The organism is Streptomyces sp. NPDC003247, assembly GCF_042888135.1.
In the GTDB taxonomy this organism is placed as follows: domain Bacteria; phylum Actinomycetota; class Actinomycetes; order Streptomycetales; family Streptomycetaceae; genus Streptomyces.
Map to the genome: position 1 here is coordinate 282,081 of NZ_JBIAPF010000010.1, position 26,347 is coordinate 308,427.

Annotated in this window: 19 protein-coding genes and 4 pseudogenes; 12 read left to right on the forward strand and 11 right to left on the reverse strand. The window is 70.7% G+C overall.

What is annotated here, in order from left to right; translation table 11 throughout:
* Positions 1-181: 181 nt before the first annotated feature.
* The 6 genes from ACFYWQ_RS31100 to ACFYWQ_RS31125 all read right to left on the reverse strand — a co-directional run bounded on the left by ACFYWQ_RS31100 (position 182) and on the right by ACFYWQ_RS31125 (position 8,767).
* Positions 182-1,366, reverse strand: a complete 1,185-nt coding sequence (locus ACFYWQ_RS31100; protein WP_389520945.1) for a Gfo/Idh/MocA family protein — start codon at positions 1,364-1,366, stop codon at positions 182-184.
* A gap of 72 nt (positions 1,367-1,438) precedes the next feature.
* Positions 1,439-3,676, reverse strand: coding sequence for a right-handed parallel beta-helix repeat-containing protein (locus ACFYWQ_RS31105; RefSeq protein WP_389520947.1), 2,238 nt, complete (start codon positions 3,674-3,676; stop codon positions 1,439-1,441).
* Positions 3,677-3,684: 8 nt separating this feature from the next.
* Entirely contained in the window at positions 3,685-5,121 is a 1,437-nt protein-coding gene (locus ACFYWQ_RS31110) for a M1 family metallopeptidase (RefSeq protein ID WP_389520948.1), read from the reverse strand.
* The gene (locus tag ACFYWQ_RS31115; protein ID WP_389520950.1) at positions 5,118-6,803 is read right to left on the reverse strand and encodes a hypothetical protein; all 1,686 of its coding nucleotides are present in this window, start codon (positions 6,801-6,803) and stop codon (positions 5,118-5,120) included. Before ACFYWQ_RS31115 ends, ACFYWQ_RS31110 begins: the two co-directional genes overlap by 4 nt.
* A gap of 67 nt (positions 6,804-6,870) precedes the next feature.
* Positions 6,871-7,731 (reverse strand): carbohydrate ABC transporter permease, encoded by an 861-nt coding sequence (locus tag ACFYWQ_RS31120; RefSeq protein ID WP_389521094.1) that lies wholly within the window; start codon positions 7,729-7,731, stop codon positions 6,871-6,873.
* A gap of 34 nt (positions 7,732-7,765) precedes the next feature.
* A complete protein-coding gene (locus tag ACFYWQ_RS31125) occupies positions 7,766-8,767 on the reverse strand; it encodes an ABC transporter permease (RefSeq protein WP_389520952.1) in 1,002 nt (333 codons plus the stop codon).
* Between the two features lie 354 nt (positions 8,768-9,121).
* Between ACFYWQ_RS31125 and ACFYWQ_RS31130 the strand changes: the two genes are divergently transcribed.
* The 6 genes and pseudogenes from ACFYWQ_RS31130 (at position 9,122) to ACFYWQ_RS31155 (ending at position 16,001) form a co-directional block, all read left to right on the forward strand.
* Positions 9,122-10,108: a hydroxyacid dehydrogenase gene (locus ACFYWQ_RS31130; RefSeq protein WP_389521096.1), complete on the forward strand. Its 987-nt coding sequence runs from the start codon at positions 9,122-9,124 to the stop codon at positions 10,106-10,108.
* Positions 10,109-10,237: 129 nt separating this feature from the next.
* Complete coding sequence (locus tag ACFYWQ_RS31135; RefSeq protein WP_389520954.1) at positions 10,238-11,353, forward strand: LacI family DNA-binding transcriptional regulator; 1,116 nt, start codon at positions 10,238-10,240, stop codon at positions 11,351-11,353.
* Positions 11,354-11,818: 465 nt separating this feature from the next.
* Positions 11,819-13,138, forward strand: coding sequence for a M60 family metallopeptidase (locus ACFYWQ_RS31140; protein ID WP_389520956.1), 1,320 nt, complete (start codon positions 11,819-11,821; stop codon positions 13,136-13,138).
* Positions 13,139-13,437: 299 nt separating this feature from the next.
* Complete coding sequence (locus tag ACFYWQ_RS31145) at positions 13,438-15,348, forward strand: DUF2264 domain-containing protein (RefSeq protein WP_389520958.1); 1,911 nt, start codon at positions 13,438-13,440, stop codon at positions 15,346-15,348.
* Positions 15,349-15,400: 52 nt separating this feature from the next.
* Positions 15,401-15,724, forward strand: a pseudogene (locus ACFYWQ_RS31150) (Scr1 family TA system antitoxin-like transcriptional regulator); the annotation flags it as partial.
* 94 nt (positions 15,725-15,818) lie between these two features.
* Positions 15,819-16,001 (forward strand): hypothetical protein, encoded by a 183-nt coding sequence (locus ACFYWQ_RS31155; protein WP_389520959.1) that lies wholly within the window; start codon positions 15,819-15,821, stop codon positions 15,999-16,001.
* A 310-nt stretch (positions 16,002-16,311) separates the two neighbouring features.
* On the opposite strand, the gene ACFYWQ_RS31160 is transcribed toward ACFYWQ_RS31155, so the two are convergent.
* Positions 16,312-17,301: an alpha/beta fold hydrolase gene (locus tag ACFYWQ_RS31160; protein ID WP_389520960.1), complete on the reverse strand. Its 990-nt coding sequence runs from the start codon at positions 17,299-17,301 to the stop codon at positions 16,312-16,314.
* 145 nt (positions 17,302-17,446) lie between these two features.
* On the opposite strand from ACFYWQ_RS31160, the gene ACFYWQ_RS31165 reads away from it, so the two are divergent.
* Entirely contained in the window at positions 17,447-18,109 is a 663-nt protein-coding gene (locus ACFYWQ_RS31165; RefSeq protein ID WP_389520962.1) for a helix-turn-helix domain-containing protein, read from the forward strand.
* A 388-nt stretch (positions 18,110-18,497) separates the two neighbouring features.
* Positions 18,498-18,686 carry a hypothetical protein gene (locus ACFYWQ_RS31170; RefSeq protein ID WP_389520964.1) on the forward strand — a complete coding sequence of 63 codons (189 nt, stop codon included), beginning with the start codon at positions 18,498-18,500 and terminating at the stop codon, positions 18,684-18,686.
* 8 nt (positions 18,687-18,694) lie between these two features.
* On the opposite strand, the pseudogene ACFYWQ_RS31175 reads toward ACFYWQ_RS31170, so the two are convergent.
* A pseudogene (locus tag ACFYWQ_RS31175) lies at positions 18,695-19,177 on the reverse strand (DUF6233 domain-containing protein).
* 294 nt (positions 19,178-19,471) lie between these two features.
* On the opposite strand from ACFYWQ_RS31175, the gene tpg reads away from it, so the two are divergent.
* Together tpg and ACFYWQ_RS31185 are read left to right on the forward strand one after the other, a co-directional pair.
* Positions 19,472-19,891: a telomere-protecting terminal protein Tpg gene (gene tpg / locus ACFYWQ_RS31180; protein ID WP_389521098.1), complete on the forward strand. Its 420-nt coding sequence runs from the start codon at positions 19,472-19,474 to the stop codon at positions 19,889-19,891.
* 104 nt (positions 19,892-19,995) lie between these two features.
* On the forward strand, positions 19,996-20,766 hold the full coding sequence (locus ACFYWQ_RS31185) for a hypothetical protein (RefSeq protein WP_389520966.1): 771 nt from the start codon (positions 19,996-19,998) through the stop codon (positions 20,764-20,766).
* Positions 20,767-20,845: 79 nt separating this feature from the next.
* Here the strand turns inward: ACFYWQ_RS31185 and ACFYWQ_RS31190 are convergent, their stop codons facing one another.
* Positions 20,846-21,697 (reverse strand): class I SAM-dependent methyltransferase, encoded by an 852-nt coding sequence (locus tag ACFYWQ_RS31190; RefSeq protein ID WP_389520967.1) that lies wholly within the window; start codon positions 21,695-21,697, stop codon positions 20,846-20,848.
* A 545-nt stretch (positions 21,698-22,242) separates the two neighbouring features.
* On the opposite strand from ACFYWQ_RS31190, the pseudogene ACFYWQ_RS31195 reads away from it, so the two are divergent.
* Positions 22,243-23,486, forward strand: a pseudogene (locus ACFYWQ_RS31195) (IS110 family transposase).
* Between the two features lie 71 nt (positions 23,487-23,557).
* On the opposite strand, the pseudogene ACFYWQ_RS31200 reads toward ACFYWQ_RS31195, so the two are convergent.
* A pseudogene (locus ACFYWQ_RS31200) lies at positions 23,558-23,695 on the reverse strand (GNAT family N-acetyltransferase); the annotation flags it as partial.
* 254 nt (positions 23,696-23,949) lie between these two features.
* Between ACFYWQ_RS31200 and ACFYWQ_RS31205 the strand changes: the two are divergent.
* Entirely contained in the window at positions 23,950-24,873 is a 924-nt protein-coding gene (locus ACFYWQ_RS31205; RefSeq protein ID WP_389520969.1) for a hypothetical protein, read from the forward strand.
* A 223-nt stretch (positions 24,874-25,096) separates the two neighbouring features.
* Here the strand turns inward: ACFYWQ_RS31205 and ACFYWQ_RS31210 are convergent, their stop codons facing one another.
* Positions 25,097-26,332 (reverse strand): ROK family protein, encoded by a 1,236-nt coding sequence (locus ACFYWQ_RS31210; protein ID WP_389520970.1) that lies wholly within the window; start codon positions 26,330-26,332, stop codon positions 25,097-25,099.
* Positions 26,333-26,347 lie beyond the last annotated feature (15 nt).

The following is a 26,347-nucleotide window of genomic DNA, read 5'->3' on the forward strand; positions in this document are numbered from 1 at the left end:
GAGTCTGTTCGCCGTGCTGTGCGTCGTGTCCGCGCGTTGTGTCTGTGCGCCGTGCCTGTCCGTCGTGTCTGTGTGTTCCTCCTGCTTGTCGTTCCTGTTCGGTTCGGTCTTCTCTCCGTGCCCGACCGCCCTGTCCGCGGCCGGGCCGGCCGCACCGGGCAGGGTCGTGGGACTGCCGCGGTCACCCGGTCTGGCCGCGTGCGAAGTAGGCGGCCAGCTCCGGATCGAGCGGGGCCACCTCGCGCGGGGAGCCGCCGTCGCGCAGCGACTCCGTGGCGCGCACACCGGCCGCCACCGACATCCGTGCCGCGACCGGTGAGGTGTCCGTGCGGCCGCCCTCACGGGCGAACCGGACGAACTCGTCCACCAGCAGCGGATCGGCGCCGCCGTGGCCGGCGTTGTCCTGGATGGCGGGCACCGGATACTCGGCGTCGCCCCGCTCCCGATGGGTGGAGCGGCGCGCGTTCCACACCCGGACGACCGCTCCGGGGCCGTCGCCGAAGTTCTCCAGGCGGCCGGCGTCCCCGATGACGGTGTAGTTCCGCCAGTAGTCGGGGGTGAAGTGGCACTGCTGGTACGTGGCCAGGACCCCGTTGTCCAGCCGCATGTTGACGAGGGAGACGTCCTCCACGTCGATGACGGGGTTGAGACCGCGCTGGGTGGCGGGCGGCCAGTGGCCGTCCCTGGTGTACCAGTCCTCGGGTTTGGGTTCACCGGGGGCACGGCGGTGCGGAATCCCGCCGTAGACCATGAGGTCTCCGAGCGCCTGCACCTGGCGGGTGTAGCCGTGTGCGAGCCAGTGCACGACGTCGATGTCGTGCGCGGCCTTCTGCAGCAGCAGTCCCGTCGTGAACCGGCGCTCGGCGTGCCAGTCCTTGAAGTACCAGTCGCCTCCGTAACCGACGAAGTGGCGCACCCAGACGGTCTTGACCTCGCCGATCTCGCCCCGCTCGATGATGTCGCGCATCAGCCGGACCACCGGCATATGGCGCATGTTGTGCCCCACGTAGAGGCGGGTGCCGGTGTCCCGGGCCGTGCGCAGGATCTCGTCGCAGCGCTCGACACTGATGTCGAGGGGCTTTTCCACGAAGACCGGTTTGCCGGCCTTCAGGGCCGCGCAGGCCAGATCGGCATGGGTGTGGTCCGGGGTGAGGACGAGGACGGCGTCGACGTCGTCGGCCTCGGTCACCGCACGCCGATCGGTGGACATCCGCGCGTCGGGGAAGTCCCCGGCCGCCCGGGCGCGCGCCCGGGGGTCCTGGTCGGCGACGGCCACGACACGCGAGCCCTCTCCGGGCCGGTGGGCCGTACGGGCCAGTGTCCCGCGCAGCCCGTAGCCGAGAACGCCGAGCCGGAGATCGGTCATGGTCACTCCTTCGCTGAAGAGGCGTGCGAAAGACACGGGTTCCGGGGCCGCAGGGCCCCGGTATCCGGGGCGTCAGGGGTGGACGAGGACCTGGGCGAGACCGACGGCGCCGGTACCCGTCCGCTGGATCCGCACGTAGCGGGCGTCCGTGTCGACGTCGAGGACGGTGGGCCGCAGTGCCTTGCCGGTGACGTGCACGGTGACGGCGTCGGTGAAGTCGGCGGTCCCGGCCAGCTGGACGTCGAAGTCGGCGGTGCTCATGGCGGCGCTGTTCCAGACCTCGATCCGGCCGATGTGGCGGGAGCCGCCGAGATCGTCCTGCCACCAGGCGCCGGCTTCGGAGAGGGTGGCGCTGTCGGTGGTGGTGTCCCCGTCGACGGCGCGCCCGGCGCCGGCGGTGCCGCTGGTGGAGGACTGGGTGACGGTGCCGGTGCGGGCCAGGTCGGGGCGGAGCGGCTCCACCTCTCCGTGCCCCTCGGCGCCCGCCTGCCGTGCGGTCCTCAGGGCGGCCGCGGGCAGTCGGTCGAGACCGGTCTCGTTGTCCGTCATGGTCGAGCCGGTGCCGGCCAGGGCGGGGGCGGCGGTGTCGGTCCAGTTGCCGGTGGCCTGGTTGTCGATGCCGTAGTCCGCCCAGTTGGACACCCACTTGTAGCCGACGCGGGTGATCACGTTGCCCGTGACGGTGATGTGGCTGGACTGTTCGTCCAGGTAGATGCCGTTGCCGTCGCGTTCGGTGTTCCCGTACGCGCTGCGGTCGATGTAGTTGCCGGAGATGACGGTGCCGGGCTGGGAGCCCTGGGTGTAGATGGCGCCGCCGTCGTGCTGCTCCGCGTCGACGCGCATGACGTCGGTGATGCGGTTGTTGCTGATCTTGTTGTCGCGCAGGACCGATTCCCGGGCTTCCGGCTGGTTCCAGCCCCAGCCGACCGAGATACCGGAGTACGGAAGGTCGTCCAGGGTGTTGTGGTCGACGGTGAGTCCGGCCTCGTAGCCCGCCCAGATGCCGACCGAGTCGGTGAACTCCACACCGGTGCCGCGGATCGTGTTGTGGGCCACCGTGTTGCGCTCACCGGCGAGTGCGGCGGCCGGCTGGGGGTCGGTGTCGCCCACGTAGAGGGCACCGGAGGACAGGTCGGTGAAGGTGGAGCGGGTGACGCTGGAGTCCTGGGTGCCGGATTCGAGGACGGCTCCGGCGCCGCCGAGGCGGGTGAAGTCCACGTCGTCGACCACGACCCGCCGGCCGCCGCGTACGGTGAGCGCCGCGGCCGGCTTGGTGTAGTACCGGCCCGCGTGGTCGACGGGTCCGGTCGTGCCGGTGAGGGTCAGGCCGGCCTGGGTGCCGGCGTAGCCCTCGTCGGTGGACGGCTGCTGCCAGGCGGCGTACTGGAGGGAGACGCCCTCGATACGGACGTCGTGCGCGCCGTCCAGGACCAGCAGGTTCTCGACGGCCGGGGTGACGGCCCGCGCCCGGCGCATGTCCTGCCCCGCACGCGGCAGGTAGGTGAGCGTACGGGCGTCCGAGTCCCACACGAACTCACCCGGCTCGTCCAGGAGTTCCGCGGCGTTCTCGAAGTAGGCCACCTTGGCGTAGCGGCTGGAGTCGACGGTCGTGGTGTCCCAGGCCGGCCCGGTGCGGCCGGTTCCGGAGGACGAGTTGGTCCAGCAGGGCTGGGCGAAGGTCATCAGGTCACCGCTGACCGAGGCGATCCGGCAGTGGTAGTCGCGCCAGCGGACCTTGATGACGGCCTCGGCGTCGGTGGGCCGCGCCCAGCCGGCGATGCCGGTGCTCACGGCGCCTGTCATGCCGGTGGCGGTGGCGTCGCAGACCGAGGCGGCGCAGGAGTCGCCGCGGGCGGGGGTGGCCCGTACGCCGTTCACGAACAGCTGGCGCGGGGTGACGCCGTCGGGCACCGTCGCGGTCCAGGTCCCGCCGGCGCCCGGCCGCCAGCCGCGCACGGTGCGGCCGCCGGACAGGACGGGGGCGGCGCCGGGGGCCGCGGTCCAGGTGACGGTGTGTCCGTCCTGGCCGGAGTCTGCCTCACCGAGTTCCAGGGGCTCGGTCAACGCGTACGTGCCGCCTGACAGTTCGACGCGGATGTCGCGCCCTTCGGTCTCCCGCGCGGTGTCCCGGGCGGTCGTCAGGGAACAGGGCCGGGCCTCGGAACAGGCGGAGCCCGTGCCGTCCGGTGCCGCGTGCAGGGTCCTGGCCGGGACGTCGCCCGCGGCGACAGCGGTGGATGCGGCGGCCGGCGGAGCCGCGAGAGCGGTGGCGGCCGCGAGGGCCAGCATCACTTGGCGAAACGTGTGCATCGGGGCGCTCAACTCCAGTCCGGGTGGCCGGGCATGGACGGGTTGTCCGCGGCGAACAGCCAGTCCTCCAGGAAAGGGCGCAGCGAGGAGTCGTGGGTGACCTGGACCGCGTTGTCGATGAAGTCCTGGGTGTCGGCGTTGGAGTCGCGGTGCCTGATCAGCCAGGACTTGACGATCGCGTCGAACTTCTCCTGGCCGACCCGCTCGTGCAGGGCGTAGAGGACGACCGCGGCTCCGTCGTAGATGTTGAACCCGCCGAGTTCGGTGGGCAGTCCGGGGGGACCGTCGCTCTTGCGTACGGCGTCCAGCTTCGTGTACGCCGTGTGCATCTTCTCCTCGAGCGTGGTGCCGCCCTGCTGCTCCGCCCACACGGCCGCGTAGTAGACGGCCGGTCCCTCGTTGAGCCAGGCGCTCTGCCAGGTGGTGGGCGTCACCGAGTCGCCGAACCACTGGTGGGTCAGCTCGTGGATCATGACGTTGGTGTACGTCGTGGACGTGGCCGAGTTGGCGAACCAGTTCGGGCCGAACAGGGAGAGGGTCTGGTTCTCCAGGGCGTCGCTGTATCCGTCCCGGACGATCTGCACCCCGTAGGTGTCGAAGGGGAAGCGGACGCCGAGGGTGTCCTCCAGCCAGGCGATCTGCTCACCGGTCCGCTCCACGATCGGCCGGTAGCGCTCGACCTGGTCGTCGGGGACGTAGCTGCGCAGCCTGACGCCGCGCGCCTTGCCGGTGATCTGCGTCTGCCGGCCGACGGAGATGCCGAGGAGTTCGGGCGCCATGGGTGAGTCCAGCCGGAAGTCCCAGGTCGTCCTCGCGTCGCTCGCGGGGTGGGTGCCGGTGGCGACGCCGTTCGCGGCGGGCGTCCAGCCGTCGGGGGCGGTGAGGTGGAAGGACCAGGTGGCCTTGTCCATGGTGGTGTCGTTCACGGGGGCGAAGGTGTCGGCCCGGGAGGCCTGCGCCGCGGACACGAAGCCGCCGTCGCTCATGTAGCGCCAGCCCACGGCGCCGACCGGCTTGGTCCTGCCGTTGCCGTGGTAGGTGATGACGGTCTTGAACATCCGGCGGTCGTGCAGGCCGTCGCCGGGCGGGGTGACGGTCAGTTCCTGGCCGCTCTGGCCCTTCGAGATCGCCCAGGTGGCGGCCTTCCCGTTGACCGTGACCTGGTCGACGGCGTACGAGTCGATGTCCAGGTTGAAGGACGACAGGTCCTGGGTGGCCTGCGCGGTGATGGTCATGGTCCCGGTGAAGTCGTAGGTCACCGGGGTGAAGTCGAAGGCCAGGTCGTAGTGCTGGACGTCGTAGCCGCCGTTGCCCAGCGTCGGGAACAGCGGGTCGCCCGCTCCCGCCGCTCCGGGCCGGGGGTCGAAGACCACTGCCTGTGCGGGGAGGGCGAGGGCCACGGTGGCGGCGACGGCCGCGACGGCCGTGCTCAGCACTCTGGTCACTTGTCGGATCCCTTCTGAGCGGCTTCCTCGAACTCGCTGCGGGACTGCTCGCCGCCCTTGGCCAGGTACTCCTTGACCAGGTCGTCATAGGTCTTCATGGACTTGCGGCCGGTGACGATGTCCTTGATCCAGTCGCCCTTGAGGGTGAGGAGGCTGCCGGACCCCTTGGAGTCCCAGGTGGGCGAGGAGTAACTGGCCGTCGGGTCGGCGACGAGCTTGGGGATGATCTTCTGGTAGGCCTCGTGCAGGTACTTGACGCCGTCGGGGTGCGCGGCGGAGTACAGCGCGGGCGTGGCCGACGCCAGGAACTTCCAGGGGACGGCGACGTCCTGGGCGCCCTGGTCGGTGAGCACCGGTTCGCCCTTGGCGTCCCGGGTGAAGTCGGTCCCCTCCACGCCGTAGTTGATGAGGGCGTACTCCTGCGTTCCGAACGGTGCCGCGGCCCAGTCCGCGAGCCGCAGGATCTCCTTGACCCGGGAGTCGTCCGCCTTCTTGATGAAACACTCGCTCAGCGTCGCGTTGTTGTTCCAGGTCACCGCGGACGTGCCGAACGGGATCATCGGACGCACGTCGTAGGAGGGGTCGATGGCGGCCATCGCGTCCAGGTAGCCGGTGCCCGGGGTGAGGTAGGAGGGCCAGCCGTCGTAGACGTAGGCGGCCCGTCCGTTCTTGAACAGGTCGGTGTACTGGGTCTTCTGCGCCCCCGACATCTGGACGGTGCCCGGGTAGAAGCACCCCGCCGCGTACAGCTTGGCCGCCATCGCGACGGCCTCGCGGTATTCGTCGGTCTCCAGGTCGAGCGTGAAGGTGCCCTTGGCGGAGTCCATCTTCCAGTAGCAGGGCGCGCCGTAGGACATGGCGAGCAGGATGGTGATGTCGGCGGAGATCGCGTATTGCTTCTCCTTGGGCCTGGTCAGCTCCTTGCACAGTTCGAAGAAGCGGTCCGCGTCGGTGATCTCGTCGAGGCTGTCCACCCCGGCCTTGGCGAACAGATCGTGGCGGTAGTAGCCCGTTCCCCCGCTGCCGGCGCGGGCGATGGGGATGCCGTACAGCTTGTCCCCGTGGATCGCCTGCTGCCAGGCGGTGGCGGGGATCGCCGCCAGGTTCGGGTAGTCCTTGACCTTGTCGCCGGAGAGGAAGGGGGTGAGGTCGGCGCACTTCGCGGCGAGGAACGAGGCCTTGTGCGCCACGCCGCCGGTCTCGGGGTACATGAAGATGTCGGTGAGGCTGTCGCTGGCCACCATGGTGGCGAACTTGGTCGGCCAGTCGTCGGAGGCGACGGCCTGGACGTCGACCTGCGTTCCGAGCCGCTCCTCGATCGCCCGCCAGGCCGCGTTCTCGCCCCGGGCCGGCGCGGGCGGGGAGAAGGTCTCCACGGACGCGCTGATCTTCTTGGCGCCCTTCAGGGGAGTCCCCTCGACGGAGCGGACGGGATCGGCCGGATAGTGGACGAAGCCCTGGGGGACGCCCTGCGCGGTGCCCGGGTAGGCGGGCTTGATGCCGAGGTCGGTCACTGTCGTGGTCGGCAGCAGCGAACGGCTCTTCGCCGTGGCCTTCTCGGCCGTGGTCCCGCTTCCGCACGCGGTGAGCAGGGGACCCGTCGTGACCGCGAGGCTCACGCCGGTCCCGATACGGAAGAGGGTTCTGCGGCTGATCCGGGTGGAGTCGGCACTTCTGGGCATGCGTGATCTCCTGAGGTCGGGCGGGGAGGGACGGCTTGCCGGGCGGCGCCGTGGGACGGCGGCGGGTTCAGCCCTTGACGGCGCCGGTGAGCACGCCCTTGGTGAAGTAGCGCTGGAGGAAGGGGTAGACGCACAGGATCGGAACGACGGCGACGACGAGCACCGCCATCTGCACCGACTGCTGAGGAGCCACGGACTCGCCGGCGACGGCGCTGTCCAGGCCCTGCCCCTGCAGGACGAAGGTGCGCAGCACCATGGGCAGCGGCCACTTGTCGCTGTCGCCGAGGTAGAGCATCGCGTTGAAGAAGGCGTTCCAGTAGGTGACCGCGTAGAAGAGGCTGATGACCGCGATGACGGCCTTGGACAGCGGCAGCACGATCCGGACGAGGGTGCGGAAGTCGCCCGCGCCGTCCACCTTGGCGGCGTCGTACAGTTCCTCGGGCAGGTTCATGAAGAAGGAGCGCAGCACCACGAGGTTGAAGGCGCTGACGAGGGTGGGCACCACCAGCGCCGCGAACGTGTTGTACAGGCCGAGTTCGTTGACGAGCAGGAAGTTCGGGATGACCCCGGGGTTGAACAGCATCGTGAACAGCGCGGTCATCAGGATGAAGCGGGAGCCGACCACGTCCCGCCGGGACAGGCCGTAGGCCATGCCGATGGTGACCAGGAGCGCCAGGGCCGTCCCGATGACGGTGACGCAGACGCTGACCAGCAGAGCCCGGGTGACGACACCGCCGGTGAAGATGGTCCGGTAGGCCTCCAGCGTGGGGTGCTCCGGCCAGAGCACCAGGCCGCTGGACCTGATGATGTCGCTCTGCGAGGCGAAGCTGGTGCCGATCACCCCGAGCAGCGGGTAGACGACGGCGGCCACCACGAGTGTCAGGGTCACTCCTTTGGCGGCCCGGCCCAGGCGGGTCGGCGGCTCCAGCCAGGGCGGGCGGCCGGCCGGGCGGAGGCGACGGTCAGCGGTCTGCGCCACGGTAGATCCCTTCATGGCCGAAGACGTGGGCGAGTTTGTTGGCGCCCAGCACGAGGGCGGTCCCGATGGCCGCCTTCACGAGTCCGACCGCGGCGGACACCCCCCAGGAGCCGTCCTTGATGCCGTGGAAGTAGACGTAGGTGTCGAGGACCTCACCCGCACCGGGGCCGACCGCGTCCCGCTGGAGCAGGATCTGCTCGAAGCCCACCGAGAGGATCTGCCCGAGGTTGAGGATGAGCAGCAGGACGATGACCGGTGCGATGCCGGGGAGGGTGACGTGCCACAGGCGGCGGAACCGGGCCGCGCCGTCGATCGCCGACGCCTCGTACAGCGATTTGTCGATGTTGAGCAGGGCGGCAAGGATGATGATCGTGCCCCAGCCGGAGTCCTTCCAGGCCAGCTCCAGGGTGAGCAGCCAGGGAAAGGCGTCCGGATCGGTCATCATGTCGTAGCGGGGCAGACCGACCGAGTCCAGCAGGTCGGGGAGGACGCCGGCGCCGCCCAGGATCTGCTGGAAGATCGAGACGATGATCACCCAGCCGATGAAGTGCGGCAGGTAGACCACGCTCTGCACGAAGCGGCGCAGTCGGTGGCTGGTCACGCTGTTGAGCAGCAGGGCCAGCCCGATCGGCACCGGGAAGAAGAAGACGAGTTCGACGAGGGCGATGGTCAGGGTGTTGCCGACGGCGGACCAGAAGTCGGGCTCGCCGAACGCTGTGGCGAAGTTGCTCAGGCCTACCCAGGCGCTGTTCGCGTACCCCAGATACGGCTGGTAGTCCTGGAAGGCGGTGACATAGCCGAGCAGTGGTACGTAGTGGAAGACGAGGAAGTAGAGCAGACCGGGCAGGCAGAACAGCAGCATCACCTTGTCACGCTTGACGCGCTGCCAGACGGTGAGTTTTCTGCGAACAACCGCGGGCGGTGTAGCCCCTTCGGCATTCTGCCGCCGGCCCCTGAGGGGCAGGGAAGATGCTGTGTCAGCCATGGAGGAGTCCTGTTCGGCTGGTGGCGCGTATGGGCTTCTGCCGCCCGAAACGTAGTAAGCGGTTAACTGCGACGTCAAGAGATCGCCACGCAACATCTGTGTTAACCACTCGCCTCAACTTGCCTTGATCTAGCCAGAGTTTGGCCTGACCAGGGACCTCTCTCTCCGCTCGGATCGGAGTCGCTTGACGCTTTGTCCTCGAAATCCCTACGGTTCGCGGTAACTTGCAGTACGCGCTTACCATTCGGAGGTACCATGCGGGACACTGCCGAGATGCCAGCGGAACCCGGTGCCAGGGCCGTCGGCACGGCTGCCGACCGGACGGCCGCCCACCGTCCGCGCACGGTTCTCGCCATGGACCCCGCACTGGTCGACGACGTCTTCCCGCCGCCCGCGAGGGCCCGGCTGGCCGAGGTCGCCGACGTGTGGCACGCCGGTGTCATCCAGGAGTTCCGCAGTCCGGAAGCGCTTGCCGCACTCGCCGCGTGCGAGGTGCTGCTGACCGGCTGGGGCTGCCCGCCCGTCGACGAGGAGACGCTCGACCGCTCCCCCGGGCTCGGTGCGGTGATCCACTCGGCCGGCACGGTCAAGACGTTCCTCAGCGAGTCGGCCTACGAGCGCGGAATCGTCGTCTCGTCGGCCGCGGCGGCCAACGCCGTGCCGGTCGCCGAGTTCACCTTCGCCGCGATCGTCATGGGTGCCAAGCGGGCCTTTCCGCTGGCCCGGCTCTTCGCCGCCCGACGCTCCCACCGCACCGCCGCCGACCTCGCCGGACACCACTGGCTCGGCACCCACCGGATCACCGTGGGTGTGGTGGGCGCCTCCCGGATCGGCCGCCGGGTACTCGAACTGCTGCGCTCCCTCGATGCCGAGGTGCTGTTGTACGACCCGTACGTCAGCGCCGAGGAGGCGCGGGCGCTCGGCGCGACCGCCACCGACCTCGACACGCTCGTCGCCACCAGTGACGTGGTGACCCTGCACGCGCCGGAAACCCCCGAGACCCGCTGTCTGCTGGACGAGTGGCGCATCGGTCTGCTGCGTCCGGGCACCCTGGTCGTCAACACCGCGCGCGGCTCGCTGATCGACACCGAGGCGCTCACACCGCACCTGGTCAGCGGCCGGATCGACGCGGTTCTCGACGTGACGGACCCGGAACCTCTGCCGGTCCGGCATCCGCTGTGGGACCTGCCCAACGTGTTCCTCACCCCGCACCTGGCCGGGTCCCAGGGCAACGAGATGGGGCGGCTCGGCGCGCTGGCCGTCGAAGAACTCGCCCGCTACGCGAGCGGACTCCCCCTTCAGCACGCCGTACGTCTCTCGGACCTGGAACGGATCGCTTGACTTGCGCCCTGCCCCCAAGGGCGGGGTTTTCCTGGAGGAGACCAGATGACCGGACATCCGCCGCAGCCCACAGGCTATGGTTCGGACAGCTCACGGGACGGCAGACCAAGAACCAAGGGGGTGGGCCGGATGACCCGGCAGAAGTCCGCGCCGGATACCCGGCACCGGGCCACCGTCGTGGACGTGGCCCGGCTGGCGGGGGTGTCGACCGCGACCGTGTCCCGGGTCCTGAACCGCAACTACCCGGTCGCCGCCGCCACCCGTGAACGTGTCATGGAAGCCGTCCGCGAACTCGGCTACGTGGTGAACGCGCACGCACGGGCCTTGGCCGGCGTCTCGGGAGCCACCGTGGGCATCATCATCAGCGAGGTCGTCGACCCGTTCTACGCCTACATCGCGCGTGGTGTCGAGCGGGAGGCCGGTGCGGGCGACCGGCTCTGCCTGGTATGCACGACCCAGGGCGACCCGCAGCGGGAGCTGTCCTTCATCGACCTGATGCACGAACGGCGCGCGGACGCCGTGGTCCTGGTCGGCGGCAGCGTCGCCGACCGCGCCTACCGGGCCGAACTGGCCCGGCGGGCCCACGAACTGGACGCCTCCGGTTCCAAGCTGGTGCTGTGCGGGCGGCCCTCACTCGGCGAGGACGTCCCCACGGCCGGTGTCGAGTACGACAACGAGGGCGGCGCCTTCGCCCTCACCGACCACCTCCTCACCCAGGGCCACGAGCGGATCCTCTACCTCGGCGGACCGCCCGCCCTGTCGACCACCATCGACCGCCTCGCCGGCCATCGGCGCGCCCTGGAACTGCGCGGTGTCGAGCCGGACCCGGAGCTCATCCAGCCGGGCGCGTTCGGCCGCACCTTCGGATACCGCAGGATGGCGGCGCTGCTGCGGGAGGGACCGCGTTTCACCGCCGTCTTCGCGGCGAACGACATCGTCGCAGCGGGTGCGGCGCAGGCCCTGGAGGAGGCAGGGGTCCGGGTGCCGCAGGACATCTCGCTGGTCGGATACGACGACGTACCGGTCGCGCAGGAGCTGCGGCCCCGGCTGACCACCGTGCACGTCCCCCTGGAGGAGATGGGACGGCAGGCGGTGCGCGTGGCCCTCGGCGGCAGTGAGCAGGACGACTGGCGTGCCCCCACGACCGGTGTGCTCCGGCTCGGCACGCACATCGTGGTGCGGGATTCGGTGGCGCCCCGCTCCGGCCGTCGCAGCGGCAACGGCAGGCGCGCTGAGAGCCGCTGACACGGTCGACGACCGCTGCTGCCGGGAAACCGCTCGGCGGTGATCCGCATCCGGCGACCGGTGCGCGTCGCGCGCCACCTCGACGTGCGGTGCGGGGGGCCAGCCGAGGCGGCCGTCATAGTAACGAGCAGTAAATTCACGCCCCGTCTTGCGGATCGACAGCAATCGCTTACATGCTGTCCGTCGTATCCGGTGAACCCCATGGGGAACCTCCGGACGCACCCTGCCCGCACGACACCGCCCCATGCTCCACCCATCGCGTCCGGGGACCGCGGGCCGAGGCCGCGACGGCCTGCCCGCGCGATAGTTCACCACGGCCCGCCCCGGTCTCGGAGCAGCTCCCCGTCCTCGGTCGCCCACACGGTCGCGGACCAGGCCCCGCCCGGCTCCCCAGCGGCCCGCTCCGCGCCCACCGGACAACCCGACCTCCACAAGAGCCCCTGGCTCGTTAGGAGAACGTCTCCCGTGCATCCCTCCGCTCCTTCCCGCCGATCGCTGCTCGCCACCGCCGGTGCCGTCGGCGCCGCGCTCGCCCTCGGCTCGGGTACCGCGCACGCCTCCGCCGGCGGCGGCTCGGTGAAACTCGTCGCGCGACCGTCCGCGGAATCCGACCGGCTGCGTCTGGTCCAGGCCCTGCGGGCCAGCGAGTTCCAGCCGACCGGCCGCTACGTGCCCGCGAACACGGCCCTCACCTTCGACGTACGGGCCCACGACGGGCTGGTGCCGACCCTGTGGATAGGCCAGTGGGACTACTACGGCACCGTCAAAGCGCCGCGCGAATACCCGCTCACGCCGGGCACCAACACGGTCACCGACCCCTACGGCGGCCCGGTCTACTTCTCCCTCGCCGGCGACGGTGAGCGGGCGACCGTCCGGTTCCGCTCCGGCGACTCGGCGATGCCGGTCTTCGTGCTCGGCCGAACCGATGAGTCCGCCTACCAGAAGCAGTTGGACACCCTCACCGACATCCCCTTCGTGGAGCTGCGCGGCCCCCGCTCCATCGTGACGCTGAGCCGGGACGGCGCGCTGCTGTACCGCGACGAGGACCATGCCGCCCTGCTCCGGCTCTACGAACGGATCATCCAGGCCGAGAACGACATCAGCGGCCTGGACGGCTCCGCACCGGTCCACCGGCCCAAGGCCGGCGGCTTCCACTTCACCGAAGTCCCCGTCGTCCCCTCGGGCGTCGGCGCGTACGCCACCCACGGCTACAACGGCTTCCCGCGTGCCTACCTCGACCGGGCGACCACCGTCCAGGGCCTGCTCACCCGCGGCTGGGGGCTGTACCACGAACTCGGCCACCTGCACCAGCAGTGGGCGTACAAGCCGACCGGGCTGACCGAGGTGACGGTGAACATCTACTCGCTGGCCGTGCAACGCGCCCTCGGCCAGCCGAGCAACCTCCTGAACCCCAACTCGACCACGGGCCTCACCCCCTACGAGTCCGCCCTGCCCAAGCTCGGTACGAGCGGCCTGGCGTACGAGACGTCCTTCGGGGCGTACGAGAAGCTGGTGCCCCTGCGCCAGCTGGAGCTGGCGTTCGGCGACAGCTTCTGGCCCCGGATGCACAAGCTGGTCCGGGTGGAGCACCCCGAGTCGGCCTACACGGAGACCGCGAAGCGCTACCGGGCCCTGGCCACCTACTCCAGCAGGGCCGCCGGCTACGACCTGACCGACTTCTTCGCCAACAGATGGGCCTTCCCCATCGACGACCAGGGCAGGACCGAACTCGCCGCGCTCAACCTGCCGCAGCCACCCGTCGATCCCTCCACCCTGACCGATTGACCGCGCGGGCCGCTCCGACGCCCGGTCGGAGCCGCCCCCCGTCATGTTCTTCGCGGTCCGGCAAGAGGGCCGCCGGCCTCCGGGTCCGGCATGGCTGTTCCCCCCTGTCGAACGGATGACCTGGGGGGATGTCACCGGGCCTGGGAGGCGCCGTTGGAGACGCTGATGAGAGGTCCGACTACCGCCCGGCCCGGCAACACAGAGGCGCCCCCGAGGCCGGTCGGAGCACTCTCCTCGACAGAACACCTCACCAGCCGCAGCACGTTTGCGGCCGCCCGAAAAGGAGCAGGTCGACCACCATGCCCGCACCTCATCTGGACCTGCCGCCGACCGACCGCGTCCTGTCCCCGCGGACCGGATGGACCCGGGCGCACTGGGAAGCGCTCGCGGACCGGCAGCTGGAAGCCCTCGTCCCCTACGCGACGCCCCGGTTCGCACAGTACCGGCTGCCGGGACGGGCCAGTTGGTCGGGCATCGTCTCGGACGGACTGGAGGGGTACGCGCGGTCCTTCCTGCTGGCAGCGTTCCGGATCGCCGGGGCGAACGGAGAGGTCACCCCCGGCCTGATCGAGAGGTACACGGAGGGCCTGGCGGCGGGCACCGCACGGGGCAGCGGCGAGGCGTGGCCCGAACTCACCGACTGTTCACAGCAGATGGTGGAAGCCGCCTCGATAGCCATCGGCCTGCACGAGACCCGGCCGTGGATCTGGGACAAGCTCGACACCCGGGTGCGGGAGCAGGTCGTGGACTGGCTCTCCGGGTTCGTGGGCCATCGCACCTGGGACAACAACTGGCGCCTGTTCCAGGTGGTGTCGGAGCAGTTCCTGGCATCGGTCGGGGCCCCCTTCAGCCAGCGCGACATCGACTCCGGACTGGACCGTATCGAGGACTGGTACATCGGTGACGGCTGGTACACGGACGGCGACGGCCGCAACTTCGACTACTACAACGGCTGGGCCATGCACCTCTACCCCCTGATGTGGGCGCGGATGGCCACACCCGGTGGGGACGGAGGCAGGGGCAAGGTCTACCGGGAGCGGCTCGCCCAGTTCCTGCGCACCTACCCCCAGTTCTTCGGCGCGGACGGGGCGCCTGTGCACCAGGGCCGCTCCCTGACCTACCGGTTCGCGGTGACCGCACCGGTGTGGATGGGTGCCCTGGCCGACTGCACCCCGCTCGCGCCCGGTCTGACCAGGCGGCTGGCCTCCGGCACGCTGCGGCACTTCGTGGAACGGGGCGTACCCGACCGGCGCGGGCTGCTGCCACTCGGCTGGTACGACACGTTCCTGCCGGCCACACAGCCGTATTCGGGTCCTGCCTCCCCCTACTGGGCGAGCAAGGCGTTCCTCGGTCTGCTGCTGCCCGCCGGCCATCCGGTGTGGACCGAACGTGAACAGCCGCTGCCCGTGGAGGAGTCGATCCAGTTCACGGCGTTGCCGGCACCGGGCTGGCTGCTGCACGGAACGCCGCACGACGGCGTCGTCCGCCTGATCAACCACGGCAGTGACCACAATCCTCAGGACGGACCGGGCGAGGACGACCCGCACTACACGAGGTTCGCCTACTCGACGGCCACCGCCCCCGAGTCGTCCCCCCACGTCCAGGAACGCGCGGTCGACAACCACCTGGCCCTGATCGCTCCGGACGGCACTCCGTCCCGCCGCCGCCGTATCCACCCCCTGACCTGTGCGGACCGTCGCGCCACGTCTCTTTATCACGCCTGTCTACCCGACCACCGGGAGGAGTTCCCGATCGAGTCGACCAGCGTCCTGCACGGCCCATGGGAGATCCGGGTGCACTGGCTGCGGGCTCCCGTGGGTGCCTCGGTCCGGGAAGGCGGCTACGCGGTCGCGGACGACACGCTGCCGTACGCGGACCTGGGCCCCGGCTGGGCTCTCACGCGTACCCGGACGGGTCTGACGAGTGCCGTCGTGGCCCTGTACGGCTGGGACGAGACCGGCGGCATCGCCCGCGAGGCCGAGGCGAACGCCTACGGGCCCCACTCGGCGACCCCGTACCTGACGGCGCACGGCCACCCGGGCGGGCCGAGCATCCATGTGACCCTCGTGGCGCTGGCCCGGGACACGGTGCACGCCCAGGCCCTGCGCGAGGCGATCGCATGCACCGTCCAGGATGATCTGGTACGGGTCACCTTCCCCGACGGCGGCACGGTCACCGTCGTCCCGCGGCGCCTCGACAACGGCTCCTGACAAGGGCTCTGGCCACGGCCGCCGGTCCGCCGGAGCGGACGCCTGTGGGAGCGGCCACCGAGCTGCTCTCCCGCTCGCCGGCACGGTGCGCCGGCAGCGCGGGCAACTCCGTCACCTCCTGGCGGTGATGCCGCTCGCCTCCGTCTCGCTGGGGATCATCCCGTTCACCGCGCAGCGCACCGTGTGGCCGCTGGAAGCCTTCTACGTCCACGACGACGCCACGGCCGTGGTGGAGACGCTGACGGCGGAGATCAAGGTGACGCAGCCGCGTGAAGTCGCCGACTACGCGAAGGCGTTCGCCGGCCTCGCGGAGATGGCCGTGTACGGCGACGCCGCCCGCGCCCTCATCCAGGCCGCGATGGACGCGCTGGAGTGAAGTTCCGCAATTACCCGCAACTTCGTTGAGGACAGCGCGGCGACCTCCGTAGCGTCGAACGACACGACGCACCCAGCACACGGAGGCGGTGCCCATGAGCGCACCCACACCCGCCGGCCCCCCGCCGGAAGACCGTCAGCCGCCCGCCTTCGGCCGGCCCTCCCCGGCGCTGATCGCCCGCGCAGACCGCGGCTACGCCCGCTTCCTCGCCGTCCGGGCCCCGGCCGCCGACACCGGCGACCACGACCAGGACGACGACGCGGCGGGCGCCCGATGAGCGACACCCACGTCGTGGGGTTGCCCTACGACGTGCCGCAGGATGGCGGCGGCCGTCCGCCCCGCGGTGTCCCGCTGCACGACGACGTCCTTCGACGCGATCTCGGCCTCCGCGAAAACGTCCCTACGAGGCCGGCCAGCGCCGGTCCGCTGCGGGCGGCGCGGGTGAGGTCGCGTCTGTGGGTGTCGAGGGCGGCCCGGGCCTCATGGAACGGGATGCACTGCTGAATGCCGGATGATCATGTGACAGCCTCGCCTGCAGCCTCGGGCACCGCGCCGGCGCGCGGGCTGCTGTGCCGGGGTTGCCTGGTTCAGCCGCGGAGGGTGGCGAGCCAGTCGGTCAGCAGGCGGTTGACCTCGTCGGGGCGCTCCTGCTGGATCCAGTGGCCGCAGCCGTCCAGGAGGTGGGAGGCCGACAGGCCGGGGAGGGTGGTGGGGTAGGCGTCGATGGCGTCGGACATCCAGGTGGTGGAGACGTCCAGTGCGCCGCCGACGAACAGGGATGGCTGCTTGATCTGGGCTCCACGGTGCGGGGCGAGGTCTTCCCAGTCGCGGTCCATGTTGCGGTAGCGGTTGAGCGCGCCAGTCATCCCTGTACGCTCGAACTCCCCGGCGTAGACGTCAAGGTCACTCTCGCTCAGCCAGGCCGGGAGAACCCCCGTGGCGAAGCGGTCGCGCAGCCGGCCGCCGCCGCGGGTGACGAAGTGCGGGTCGGGCTCGCCAGGGGCGGGCATGGTGTCGGCGGACAGGACCGCGTAGAAGCCCGCGAGCCAGCCCCGGACGTCGGGCTCGATCTCCGCCTCGGCGCGGCCGGGCTCCTGGAAGTAGGAGACGTAGAACTCCTGCTCGGGGCCGCCGATCTGGCCGAAGATGTCGGTGGGACGGGGGCCGCCGGGCGGTGCGTACGGGACGCTCAGCAAGCCGACCGCGCGGAAGACTCCGGGGTGGAGGAGGGCGGAGGCGGCGGCGATGTTGGAGCCCCAGTCGTGGCCGACGATCACCGCGCTCTCCTCGCCGAGGGCGCGCACGACGGCGACGTTGTCCTCCACCAGGTCGAGCATTCGGTAGGCCTCGGCCGCCTCCGGCCTGGAGGAGCGGCCGTAACCACGCACGTCGATCGCCACCGCCCGGTAGCCGGCCGCGGCGAGGGCCGGGAGTTGGCGGCGCCAGGAGTACCAGGACTCGGGGAAACCGTGCACGAGCAGGACCAGCGGGCCGGTGCCCTGCTCGACCAGGTGCAGGCGCCCGGCCGGCGCCTCGACGGTGCGGTGGCGGAGGGCAGCGGTCGGCTCGGATCGCATGGGGGACTTCTCCTCGGTTCGTGGGCGGCCGGCGGGTACCCATCGATCATGCGGCGCGGCGGCCACTCGGCGCGATCAGCGTTGCCATTCTGGCAAGCTTGCAGGACAGGGCGGTGAAGCGGCACGGCGGAAAGGACCAGGGACGGTGGCAGGGGACGACGTGGCCCGGACGCTGGCGGCGATGGGGCCGCGGCTGCGGGTCGTGCGCGAGCGCCGTGGCGTCACACTCGCCGATGTCAGCTGCGCGACGGGTATCTCGCCCAGCACGCTGTCGCGGATCGAGACCGGCCGGCGCAAGCCCACCCTGGAGGTGGTGCTGCAACTGGCGGAGGAATACGGAGTCGCCCTGGACGAGCTGGTCGGCACCGCACCCGCCCCTGCGGCCGGGCCCCGCAGCACGGCGCCGCACAGCTTCGGCGACGACAAGGCGGTGTTGCCGCTGACCCGGTACGTCGGCGGCCTGCACGCCCACAAGCACATCCTGCCTGCCGTCGCGGAGCCGCCTGGGCGGCCCCGGCAGGTGTCCCACGAGGGCTACGAGTGGCTGTGCGTCCTGTACGGGCGGTTGTGGCTCGCACTCGGCGGCCAGGACCTCGTCCTGACTGCGGGAGATGTCGCCGAGTTCGACACCCGCACCCCCCACGGAGTCGCGAACGCCGGATCCGACGGACCGGTCGAGTATCTGATCATGTTCGGGCCTCAGGGAGAACGTCTACGGCTGCGCACCCCACCAGCCGCCGGTCGCGGGACTGGTGACAGAAGGGCCGCTGAACGAGCAGTTGTGACAAGCCGCGTGCCTCGTCGGTGACAACCACGCTGCTTCGTTCGGTCTCGTTCCCCACGTCATCCGGCTCTGCCGGTGACAACTATGGAGCTTCGGCTCAGGACCGATGTGGTCCGGGGCTCGCTCGCGTATCCGCGGGGGTCGGATGTTCAGGCACGCGATGCCCTGTCCAACGACGCTGCGGCGCCTCAGTCACCTGCACCGGAGCAATGCAGGCGAAGCCGTCCGGTGGCTGCTCCCGCCCGCCTACGATGCGCTCGTGCGGAACACCAGGGCGTTCAAGGAAGCCGTTGCCCAGACGCTCGCGGAGCTGGCCTGCTGGGGGTGACCCTCGCGCCGGCGACCGTGGAGGAAACGATCGAGAAGCAGGTCACCACCGTCTCCGAGCGGCTCGGGATCCAGGCACGCCTGGATGGCCGGCCACATCCACGGCGAGGACGGCTGCACCGGCTGCGACGGCAGCCGCGGCCCGGCCGGACACGACTGGGAAGCCCGGATGCGCACGATCACCGAGATGCAGCCGGACATCACCAAGTGGTTCGACCGCGACGTGTGGACCCGTGCTGCCAACGACGCCGGTTACACCGTCACCCGCCACTGACCTGCCGCTCAGGTCGCCTCGAAACCCTTGAGGACAGGGTCCAGCTCAGCGACCGCACCGCACAGCGAGCACACAGCTGTACACCTGGCTGCTCGGCTGCGTCCAGCGCCCGGTCCAGCGGCAGCACCGGCGCCCCGGCCGGCGCCGCTTAGCAGTCGACGGCGTGCACGACACAGCCCCGGCCGGGACCGCGGCCGCCGGCCTTCGCCAGCACCCAGCCAGACGGCCGCCGCGGCCCAACGCCTCCCGGACGGGCGAGGGCCGCTCCAGGTACGCGGTGGGCACGGCGTCGTACGAGACGCCGTCCATGGGCCCCACATGCTGCGGGGCGCGCACCCAGACCCGGTACTCGGCGGGGTCCACCGTGTTCCCGGGGCCGTTGCGGTACGACGGGAGGCCGACCGCGTACCTCCAGCCGTCGGGCGCCTGGCGCGGGACCACAGGTGCGCGACGACCTCCTGATCCCCAGGCAGCAGCACCCGGATGGGCACCGGCTCGGGAGTGGGCGACGTCGTCACGCCTCCACCGTACGGACGGACATCGGGACGCTGACGCCCGCCGCGACCTGCGCGGACACCGGCCTCCATCCATAGGTGTCCCATGGCCGACTGGTCGGCGTGATCGATGACGAGCAGCAGCCGGTCCCGCGCCGCAGCAGGTTCTGGAAGCCCTCGCGCGGGCGGAGCGGAAGGTCTTCACCCGGCCCGCACCGAAATCCGCAAAGGCACAGGTGAAATTTCCTCCTCACGCGGGCGAAGGGGTCGACCAAGGCCCTGGCGGAGCGCCTGGGCGTCTCACGCTGCACGGTGGAGCGCTACCGCTCAGGGAAGCTGACGACCCCGCAGAAGCGCCTCCAGGCCGCCCTGGTGGAGGAGACGGAATCCGAGTGGCAACCGCAGGTCAGAGCACAGGCACGCGAACAGGCAGCCACCTCCAGCGGCATGATGGTGGAGGTGACCGCCTACTTAGGATTCGCCTGCCGGGGCAGCTCTGATGATGGCCGTGAACGCAGCACCACCACGGCGATCTCGCCCACCTACGCGAAGCAGATCCTCGAATTGCAGGAGGCCGGTGCGACGGAGGAAGACCTGCATCCGATCGTCGTTGAGGCCATCACGGAGTCGTATTTCACGGAATGGGGCACCCGTGCCGCTGGCCTGCGCGCGGATTTCACGTACGTGTCGAAAATCGAGTTCCGGTTCTGATCCGGCCGAATTCAAGACCTGCTAGAAACATTTCCGGTGGGTCGCCGTACAGCGCTCTGACGGCGGCCCGCTTTCGAATCCGCACCATGAATACGAGGCCGACGATGACCACGCCTTGGCCGCCCCGGCGCACCGCCCGCCGTCCGCTCGCTCTGCGCGTCGCCGCTCCCCGCGCGCCGGTCGGCCCCGCTCGCATCGGCCGCCGCGTCGTCCGGCGCCGGGCGAAGGGGATGGACGTCGGCGCCGCCGCGGCGGCCCTCGAGGACGCGCGGTTCGACGCGCGGCAGGACTCGCGGCACGAGGACCTGGCCGACGACGTCCGCAGCCGGGCGGAGCTCGCGGAATGGGAACGCATCGACCAACTGCTCGCCGCCGCCGTGCCGGGCACCGTCTACGACCCGGACACCGACGACGTCGTCCAGGCGGAGCTCGCCGCCGAAGCCGCGGCCGCTGCCGTCCGGCAAGCCGAGCTGCACGAAGCCTCCCGCGTCGCGGCCCGCGCCGACGAGCTCCAGGCGCTGCGCGAGCTCGGCACCCTGGAACAGACCGAGCCCCATGACGGGGACGAAGCCGTCCGCGACGAACTCACGCGGCGGGCCGGCGGGTACGTCCAGGCCGACGTCGACGGCTGGCTCGCGCACGCCCTCGCCGCGCACCTCGGGCACTACCGCGCCCCGGCCGCCCGCGAGGAAGCCACCGATCTCCTGCCGCCGCCGGTCCTCGCCCACGCCGCGCTGCTCGCCGAACTCGCCCGCCTGGTCCCCGGCGTCGACATGGGCCAGCTGGCGTTCGCGGCCCGCCTCGCCATCACCGAGTCCGAAGCCGCTGGTGCGCTCGCCGTCTTCCTCGTCCGTGCCCGTCCCGAGGACCGCTGACCCCGGCCGCAACCGCCCGGATGTCCTGTGACAGTGAACCTTGACCGATTGCCACTGAAGTTTGACCGGCTGGGGCGCTCTACCGGCGGACCGCCGAGATCAGTCCGCCGGGCCGCTCCTCGCGCTGCGGTGGGGTGCTGATCGGGCGGCCGTAGGCGGCAGCGCGTTCGTGCAGGGTGTGGCTGTCGGCCTCCCAGCCGTGCCCGGCCAGCCAGCCCACCGGGTCGTCGGGCATCTCCGAGACCCACATGGACGCCGCCGATCCCGGCGCGGCGTCCGCGCCGAAGCGCTCGATCACGCCGCGCGAGCCCAATGTCAGCCCCATCCGACTGCCTGCCGCCGACTGAGTGCTGATCCGGGCCAGCAGCAGCTCCACCGCGTCCTCGGGCAGATAGATCAGCAGTCCTTCGGCGATCCACGCGGTCGGCAGGGCCGGGTCGTGTCCTGCGGCGGCCAGCGCGGCTGGCCAGTCCTCACGCAGATCCACCGCGACGGTGATCCGCTCGCAGCGTGCGACGGCCCGCTCCTGGCGCAGCACCGAAGCCTTGAAGTCCAGTGGCGCGGCGGTGTCGACCTCGAACAGCCGGGCGCCCTCGGGCCAGTCCATCCGGAAGGCCCGGCTGTCCATGCCGGCGCCGAGCAGCACGACCTGCCGGACCCCGGACGCGGAGGCCTGCTGCAACAGGTCGTCGAGGAACTTCGTCCTGATGACGATGGAGTACGACACGGCCAGCCGGCGGCGTCGTGCGGCCTCGTCATCGGGCAGCGGCGGCGAGGAGGGCCACAGGCCGCCGGCGGTGGCGAAAGCCTGTGCCAGTGGGTCGCGGAACAGCGCGTTCTCCCGCTCGGTCTCCAGCGCCCGCACCCTGGCCACCCCCACCGCCGTGGCCCACACTCCCGACGGCTGCACCCGCTCCTGCTCATCAGTCACCGCGCCAGCCTAATCCGGGGTGTAGGCGGCTCGGTCCGGTCTTCGCAACGGGCTGGGTGAGCGGTCGACAACGGGCAGCGGGACGCCTTCGGCCCTCATGGTCCTGGAGACCCGCTCTGAGACTGGCGCCGCTGTCCACCGGTGGGCTCCGTGGCGGTGTCGTGGGCGTCGGGCAACGCCTGATGTCAGCCTGGCCCGAAAGGTTTTCGCCTAGAGCGGCGAGACCCGGCGCCTTCGCCACGGCCACGGACCCCACCACTGTCCGCACCTCGCGGTGATGACGCGGGCGCCGGGCTGATGCCTTCGTTTCCCCTGGTCCTTCGAGACCTCTGTCAAGAGCGGCACAGCCCGGTGCCTCCGTGATCACCGTGAAACTCCCGGCGGCCGGCCGGACGTTGACCGTCACGGCACGAGCCCGCCCCAGGGTGGATCTCTTGTTTCATCCGCGAGCCCGCGAGCTCTGCAGACAGACCGAGCCCCTGGGGTGCGCTGGTGTCGCGAACGGCTACTGAGATGGCGGACCTGTGAGTCGCATAAATGAACGGATCTGGGAGGATGGCTTGACCGTGTTCTGCGGCATCGACTGGGCGGAGCGCCACCACGCGTCGCCGTCGTCGACGACACCGGCACCCTGCTCGCCAAGGCTCGCATCAGTGACGACGCGGCCGGCTACAGCAAGCTCCTGGACCTGCTGGCCGAACACGGCGACAGCCCGGAGACCCCCATACCCGTGGCCATCGAAACCAGCCGCGGCCTGCTCGTGGCTTCCCTGCGCACCGGTGATCGCAAGGTCTTCGCGATCAACCCGCTCGCCGCCTCCCGCTACCGCGACCGGCACGGCGTCAGCCGCAAGAAGTCCGACCCCGGCGACGCCCCGGTCCTGGCGAACATCCTGCGCACCGACATGCACGCCCACCGGCCGCTGCCCGCAGACAGCGAACTCGCCCAGGCCACCACCGCGCTGGCCCGAGCACAGCAGGACGCCGTCTGGAGCCGCCAACAGGTCGCCAATCAGGTCCGCTCGCTGCTGCGCGAGTACTATCCCGCCGCCCTGCACGCCTTACAGGGCAAGGAAGGCGGCCTGACCAGGGCAGACGCCCGAGTGGTCCTTACCCTCGCCCCGACCCCGGCGAAGGCCGCGAAACTCACCCTTGCCCAGCTGCGCGCCGCTCTCAAGCGCAGCGGCCGCACCCGCGGCTTCGACACCAAGACCGCGCGCCTGCGGGAGATCTTCCGCTCCGAGTACGCCCGGCATCGCCCGGCTGTCGAGGACGCGTTCGGCCAGCAGCTGCTGGCTCTGCTCAAGCAACTGGATGTTGCCTGCCAGGCCGCGGACGACCTCACCACGGCCGCCGAAGCCGCGTTCAAGGAGCACGCCGACAGCGAGATCCTGCTCAGCTTCCCCGGCCTCGGCCCCCTGCTCGGAGCCCGGCTGCTCGCCGGGATCGGCGACGACCGGACACGGTTCGCCGACGCCAGAGCCCTGAAGTCTTACGCCGGCTCAGCCCCGATCACCCGGGCCTCCGGCAAGAAGCACTTCGTCGGCCGCCGCTTCGTCAAGAACAACCGGCTCATGCACGCGGGCTTCCTCTGGGCCTTCTCATCCCTCACCGCCTCACCAGGAGCCAACGCCCACTACCGGCGCCGACGCGAACACGGAGACTGGCACAACGCCGCTCAGCGCCACCTGCTCAACCGCTTCCTCGGACAGCTCCACCACTGTCTCCAAACCCGGCAGCCGTTCGACGAACAGCGCGCCTTCGCGCCACTCCTTCCAGCGCCTGCATGACCGCGATCCCGCCTGACTTCGGCAATGAGAACAACGGCGTTGCGAGAGCTCCACCCTGCCGAAGCGCGAACTCAACTGGAGGGCGTGACCGGGGCCCGCAGGCCGAGCCACTGATCGGCGTCCCAGGCCCGGAACCGCTCTGCTTCGGTGAATCCCAGCTTTGCCGCGAGGCGCATCGAGCGGGCGTTGGCGGTCTGGGTGGCGAGCAGCGGAAGCGGCGTAGAACGCCGCCTGCCCGAGACCCTGGACTAGACGACGGCGGGCACGTCGCCGCTTCGGGACGGGGCGGTGCGTACGGTGGGACATGACGGTCTCCGTTCAGGGGATGAGTCGGCTGCCCCCGCACCGCGTGTTCCTGGCAGGGATACGGTGCGGGGCGCAGTTTCTGCTGGCCCCAAGCCTTATGGCTGACGTCCGCTGAATGCAGCTCCCGAGGCTCGAATCTCGATGTAAGTTCGGCGCCATGAACGGGAGTCGGGCCACCACGTGGGTCGAGGGAACTTCGGCGGATCTGGTTGCCGACGCACACGCTCTGGGCGTGATGAAAGCCAGTCCCAGGATGGTGACCTCCTGGGTCGAGGACGGGATGCTCGCCAACCCTGAGCCGCGCAAGACCAGCGCGCACGGCAGCGATCCGCGAATCTTCTCCCCGGAGCAACGTGAGTTGTTCACCAGACTTCTCGAAGCTCGAGAGCGTTCCCCGCTGGGACGCATCCCTCAACGGTCGCTGATCCGTGTTGTGCTGTACCTGTGGCTGATCGACGACACGATCGTGCTCACCCCGCAGGCGCGCCGAGCCTGGCGTACCCACGCGCGCGCCACCGGCCAGACGACCGCCGTCCGGCGCAGCGAGAACGTCCGCGCCATCGTCGAACAACTCGCTCACCCCTCAGCCACCCACAAGCAACGGCGCGCCGCCCATCTCATCCTCGAGGAAGGCGAGCGGACCGGGAAGATCGACATCAACAGACTGACCGCGGTCCTCACCGAGCTGTACTCACCTTGGCCAGTCCAGCCCGGCATGCCGAGGATCGAACGAGCCCTTCCCGGCCCATACGGGCCCATCCCCGTCCAACAGCACATCGCCATGTGGAAGGCCCGCCAGCAGACGATCAGCCTCCTCAAGCAGGAGCAGGTCGACGAGGCCGAACTCGACCGGGTGCGCGCCGTCTACAGACCGATGTGGGCCGACTACCAGGCCCGTCGGCCCGCCATGGCGACCATCGGCGCCGGAGAGTTCGCGGCGTACTTCGCCGAACCCGACACGATGGAGGGCCGAGCCATCGAGGCCGTCGATGCGTTCGTCTCGACGCTCGCCGGCGAACTCGGGCTGATCGAAGCCGCCTCCCATGCCGCCGAGACGGCACGCCTCAGACTGGCGCGCTGACGGCCCGAGGCCGGTCACCGACCAGTTGGTCCAACTTCCTCGAGCACCGTGGCGTCCAGCAGCCGCACGGTCATGGTGCCTGGCCGGACGCCGGGCACCGGCGCCTGGAGCCAGTCGGCCTGGGCGAGCTCCAGCCACAGCTCCCGGCAGATCGGTGCCGCATCGGCCGGAGCCGATGGCGGCGGACACGGTGCCGGCGGGCCTGACCCGGACAGGGCACGGGTCAGCCTGCCGCAGATGACCACTTGTGCAGCCGCTCGGGGGACAGCAGCGCGTCGACGACCGTCAGGGCGGCGCCCACCAGCCCGAAGCTCCCCGCGGGATCGGATCGTTCGATGCGCAGCTCGCGGGTCGTCAGCGGCGTGCTCTGCGCGTAGACGACCTGACGGACGGAGGGCAGCAGGAAGTCCTCGGCCGCCATCACCGGACCGGCGAGCAGCACCAGCTCCGGATTGAGCAGATTGACGACGGTCACCAGCACGTGCCCCAGTTGCTCCGCCGCTTCGCGCAGCGCGGCGACGGCGGCGCCGTCCCCCTCCTTCGCGGCAGCGGTCAGGTCCGCGCCGGTGAGAGCCCGCCCTGCCGCCGCCGCGCGCAGAGCGGCCGAGCGGCCCGTCCGCGCCAGCTCGTGCGCGGTGTGCGCCAGCCCGGATCCACCGACGACGGTCACCAGGCAGGACGTGCGTCCGCAGGAGCAGCGGCGCGGGCTCGCCGTCGCCACGGGAAGGTGCGCGATGTCGCCCGCTCCCCCCACATGGCCGCGGTGCAGCCGCCCTCCGCTGACCACTCCCGCCCCGATCCCCGACCCGAGCTTCACCAGGACGACGTCCTGTGCCCCCTGAGCCTTGCCCCGCCGCAGCTCACCGAGGGTGGTCAGGTTGGCCTCGTTGTCCACCCACACCTCGGTGCCGAGCCGTTTGCGCAGCCCCTCGGCCAGGGGAAAACCGTCCCACTGCAGCAGCCCCGGCGGGGACACCGGCCGGCCCCCCGCCACATGCACCGGGCCCGGGAACCCGACTCCGGCGCCCACCAACGGCGCTTCGTCCAGCGGGCCGCTCAGCAGCGAGGCCGCCGCCTCGGCCGCGCGGTCCAGAGTCGAGTCCGGGTCCCGGGCGACGCCTCCTGCGACGGTGGTGCGGGCCAGCACGCGGGCGTCCATGTCCGTGACGGCGACCCTGAGTTCACGGTTGCCGAGATCCATGGCGACGACCCGTCCGGCGTCCGCGTCGAGAGCGAGATGCGACGGTGCCCGTCCGCCGCTGGACTGCCGAGTGCCCACCTCCACGACGAGGCCCGCCCCCATCAGCGTGCCCACGCGTTCGGCGATGTTCGTGCGACTGAGCCCGGTGGCTTCCGCGAGTTCCGCGCGGGTGCCCGCTTGACCTGCGCGGATGAGGTCGAGCAGTTCGGAGGTCAGCCGCCTGGACGCGGCGAGGGCACCTTCGCTCTGCCGGGGCACGCTCCACCTCCGAAT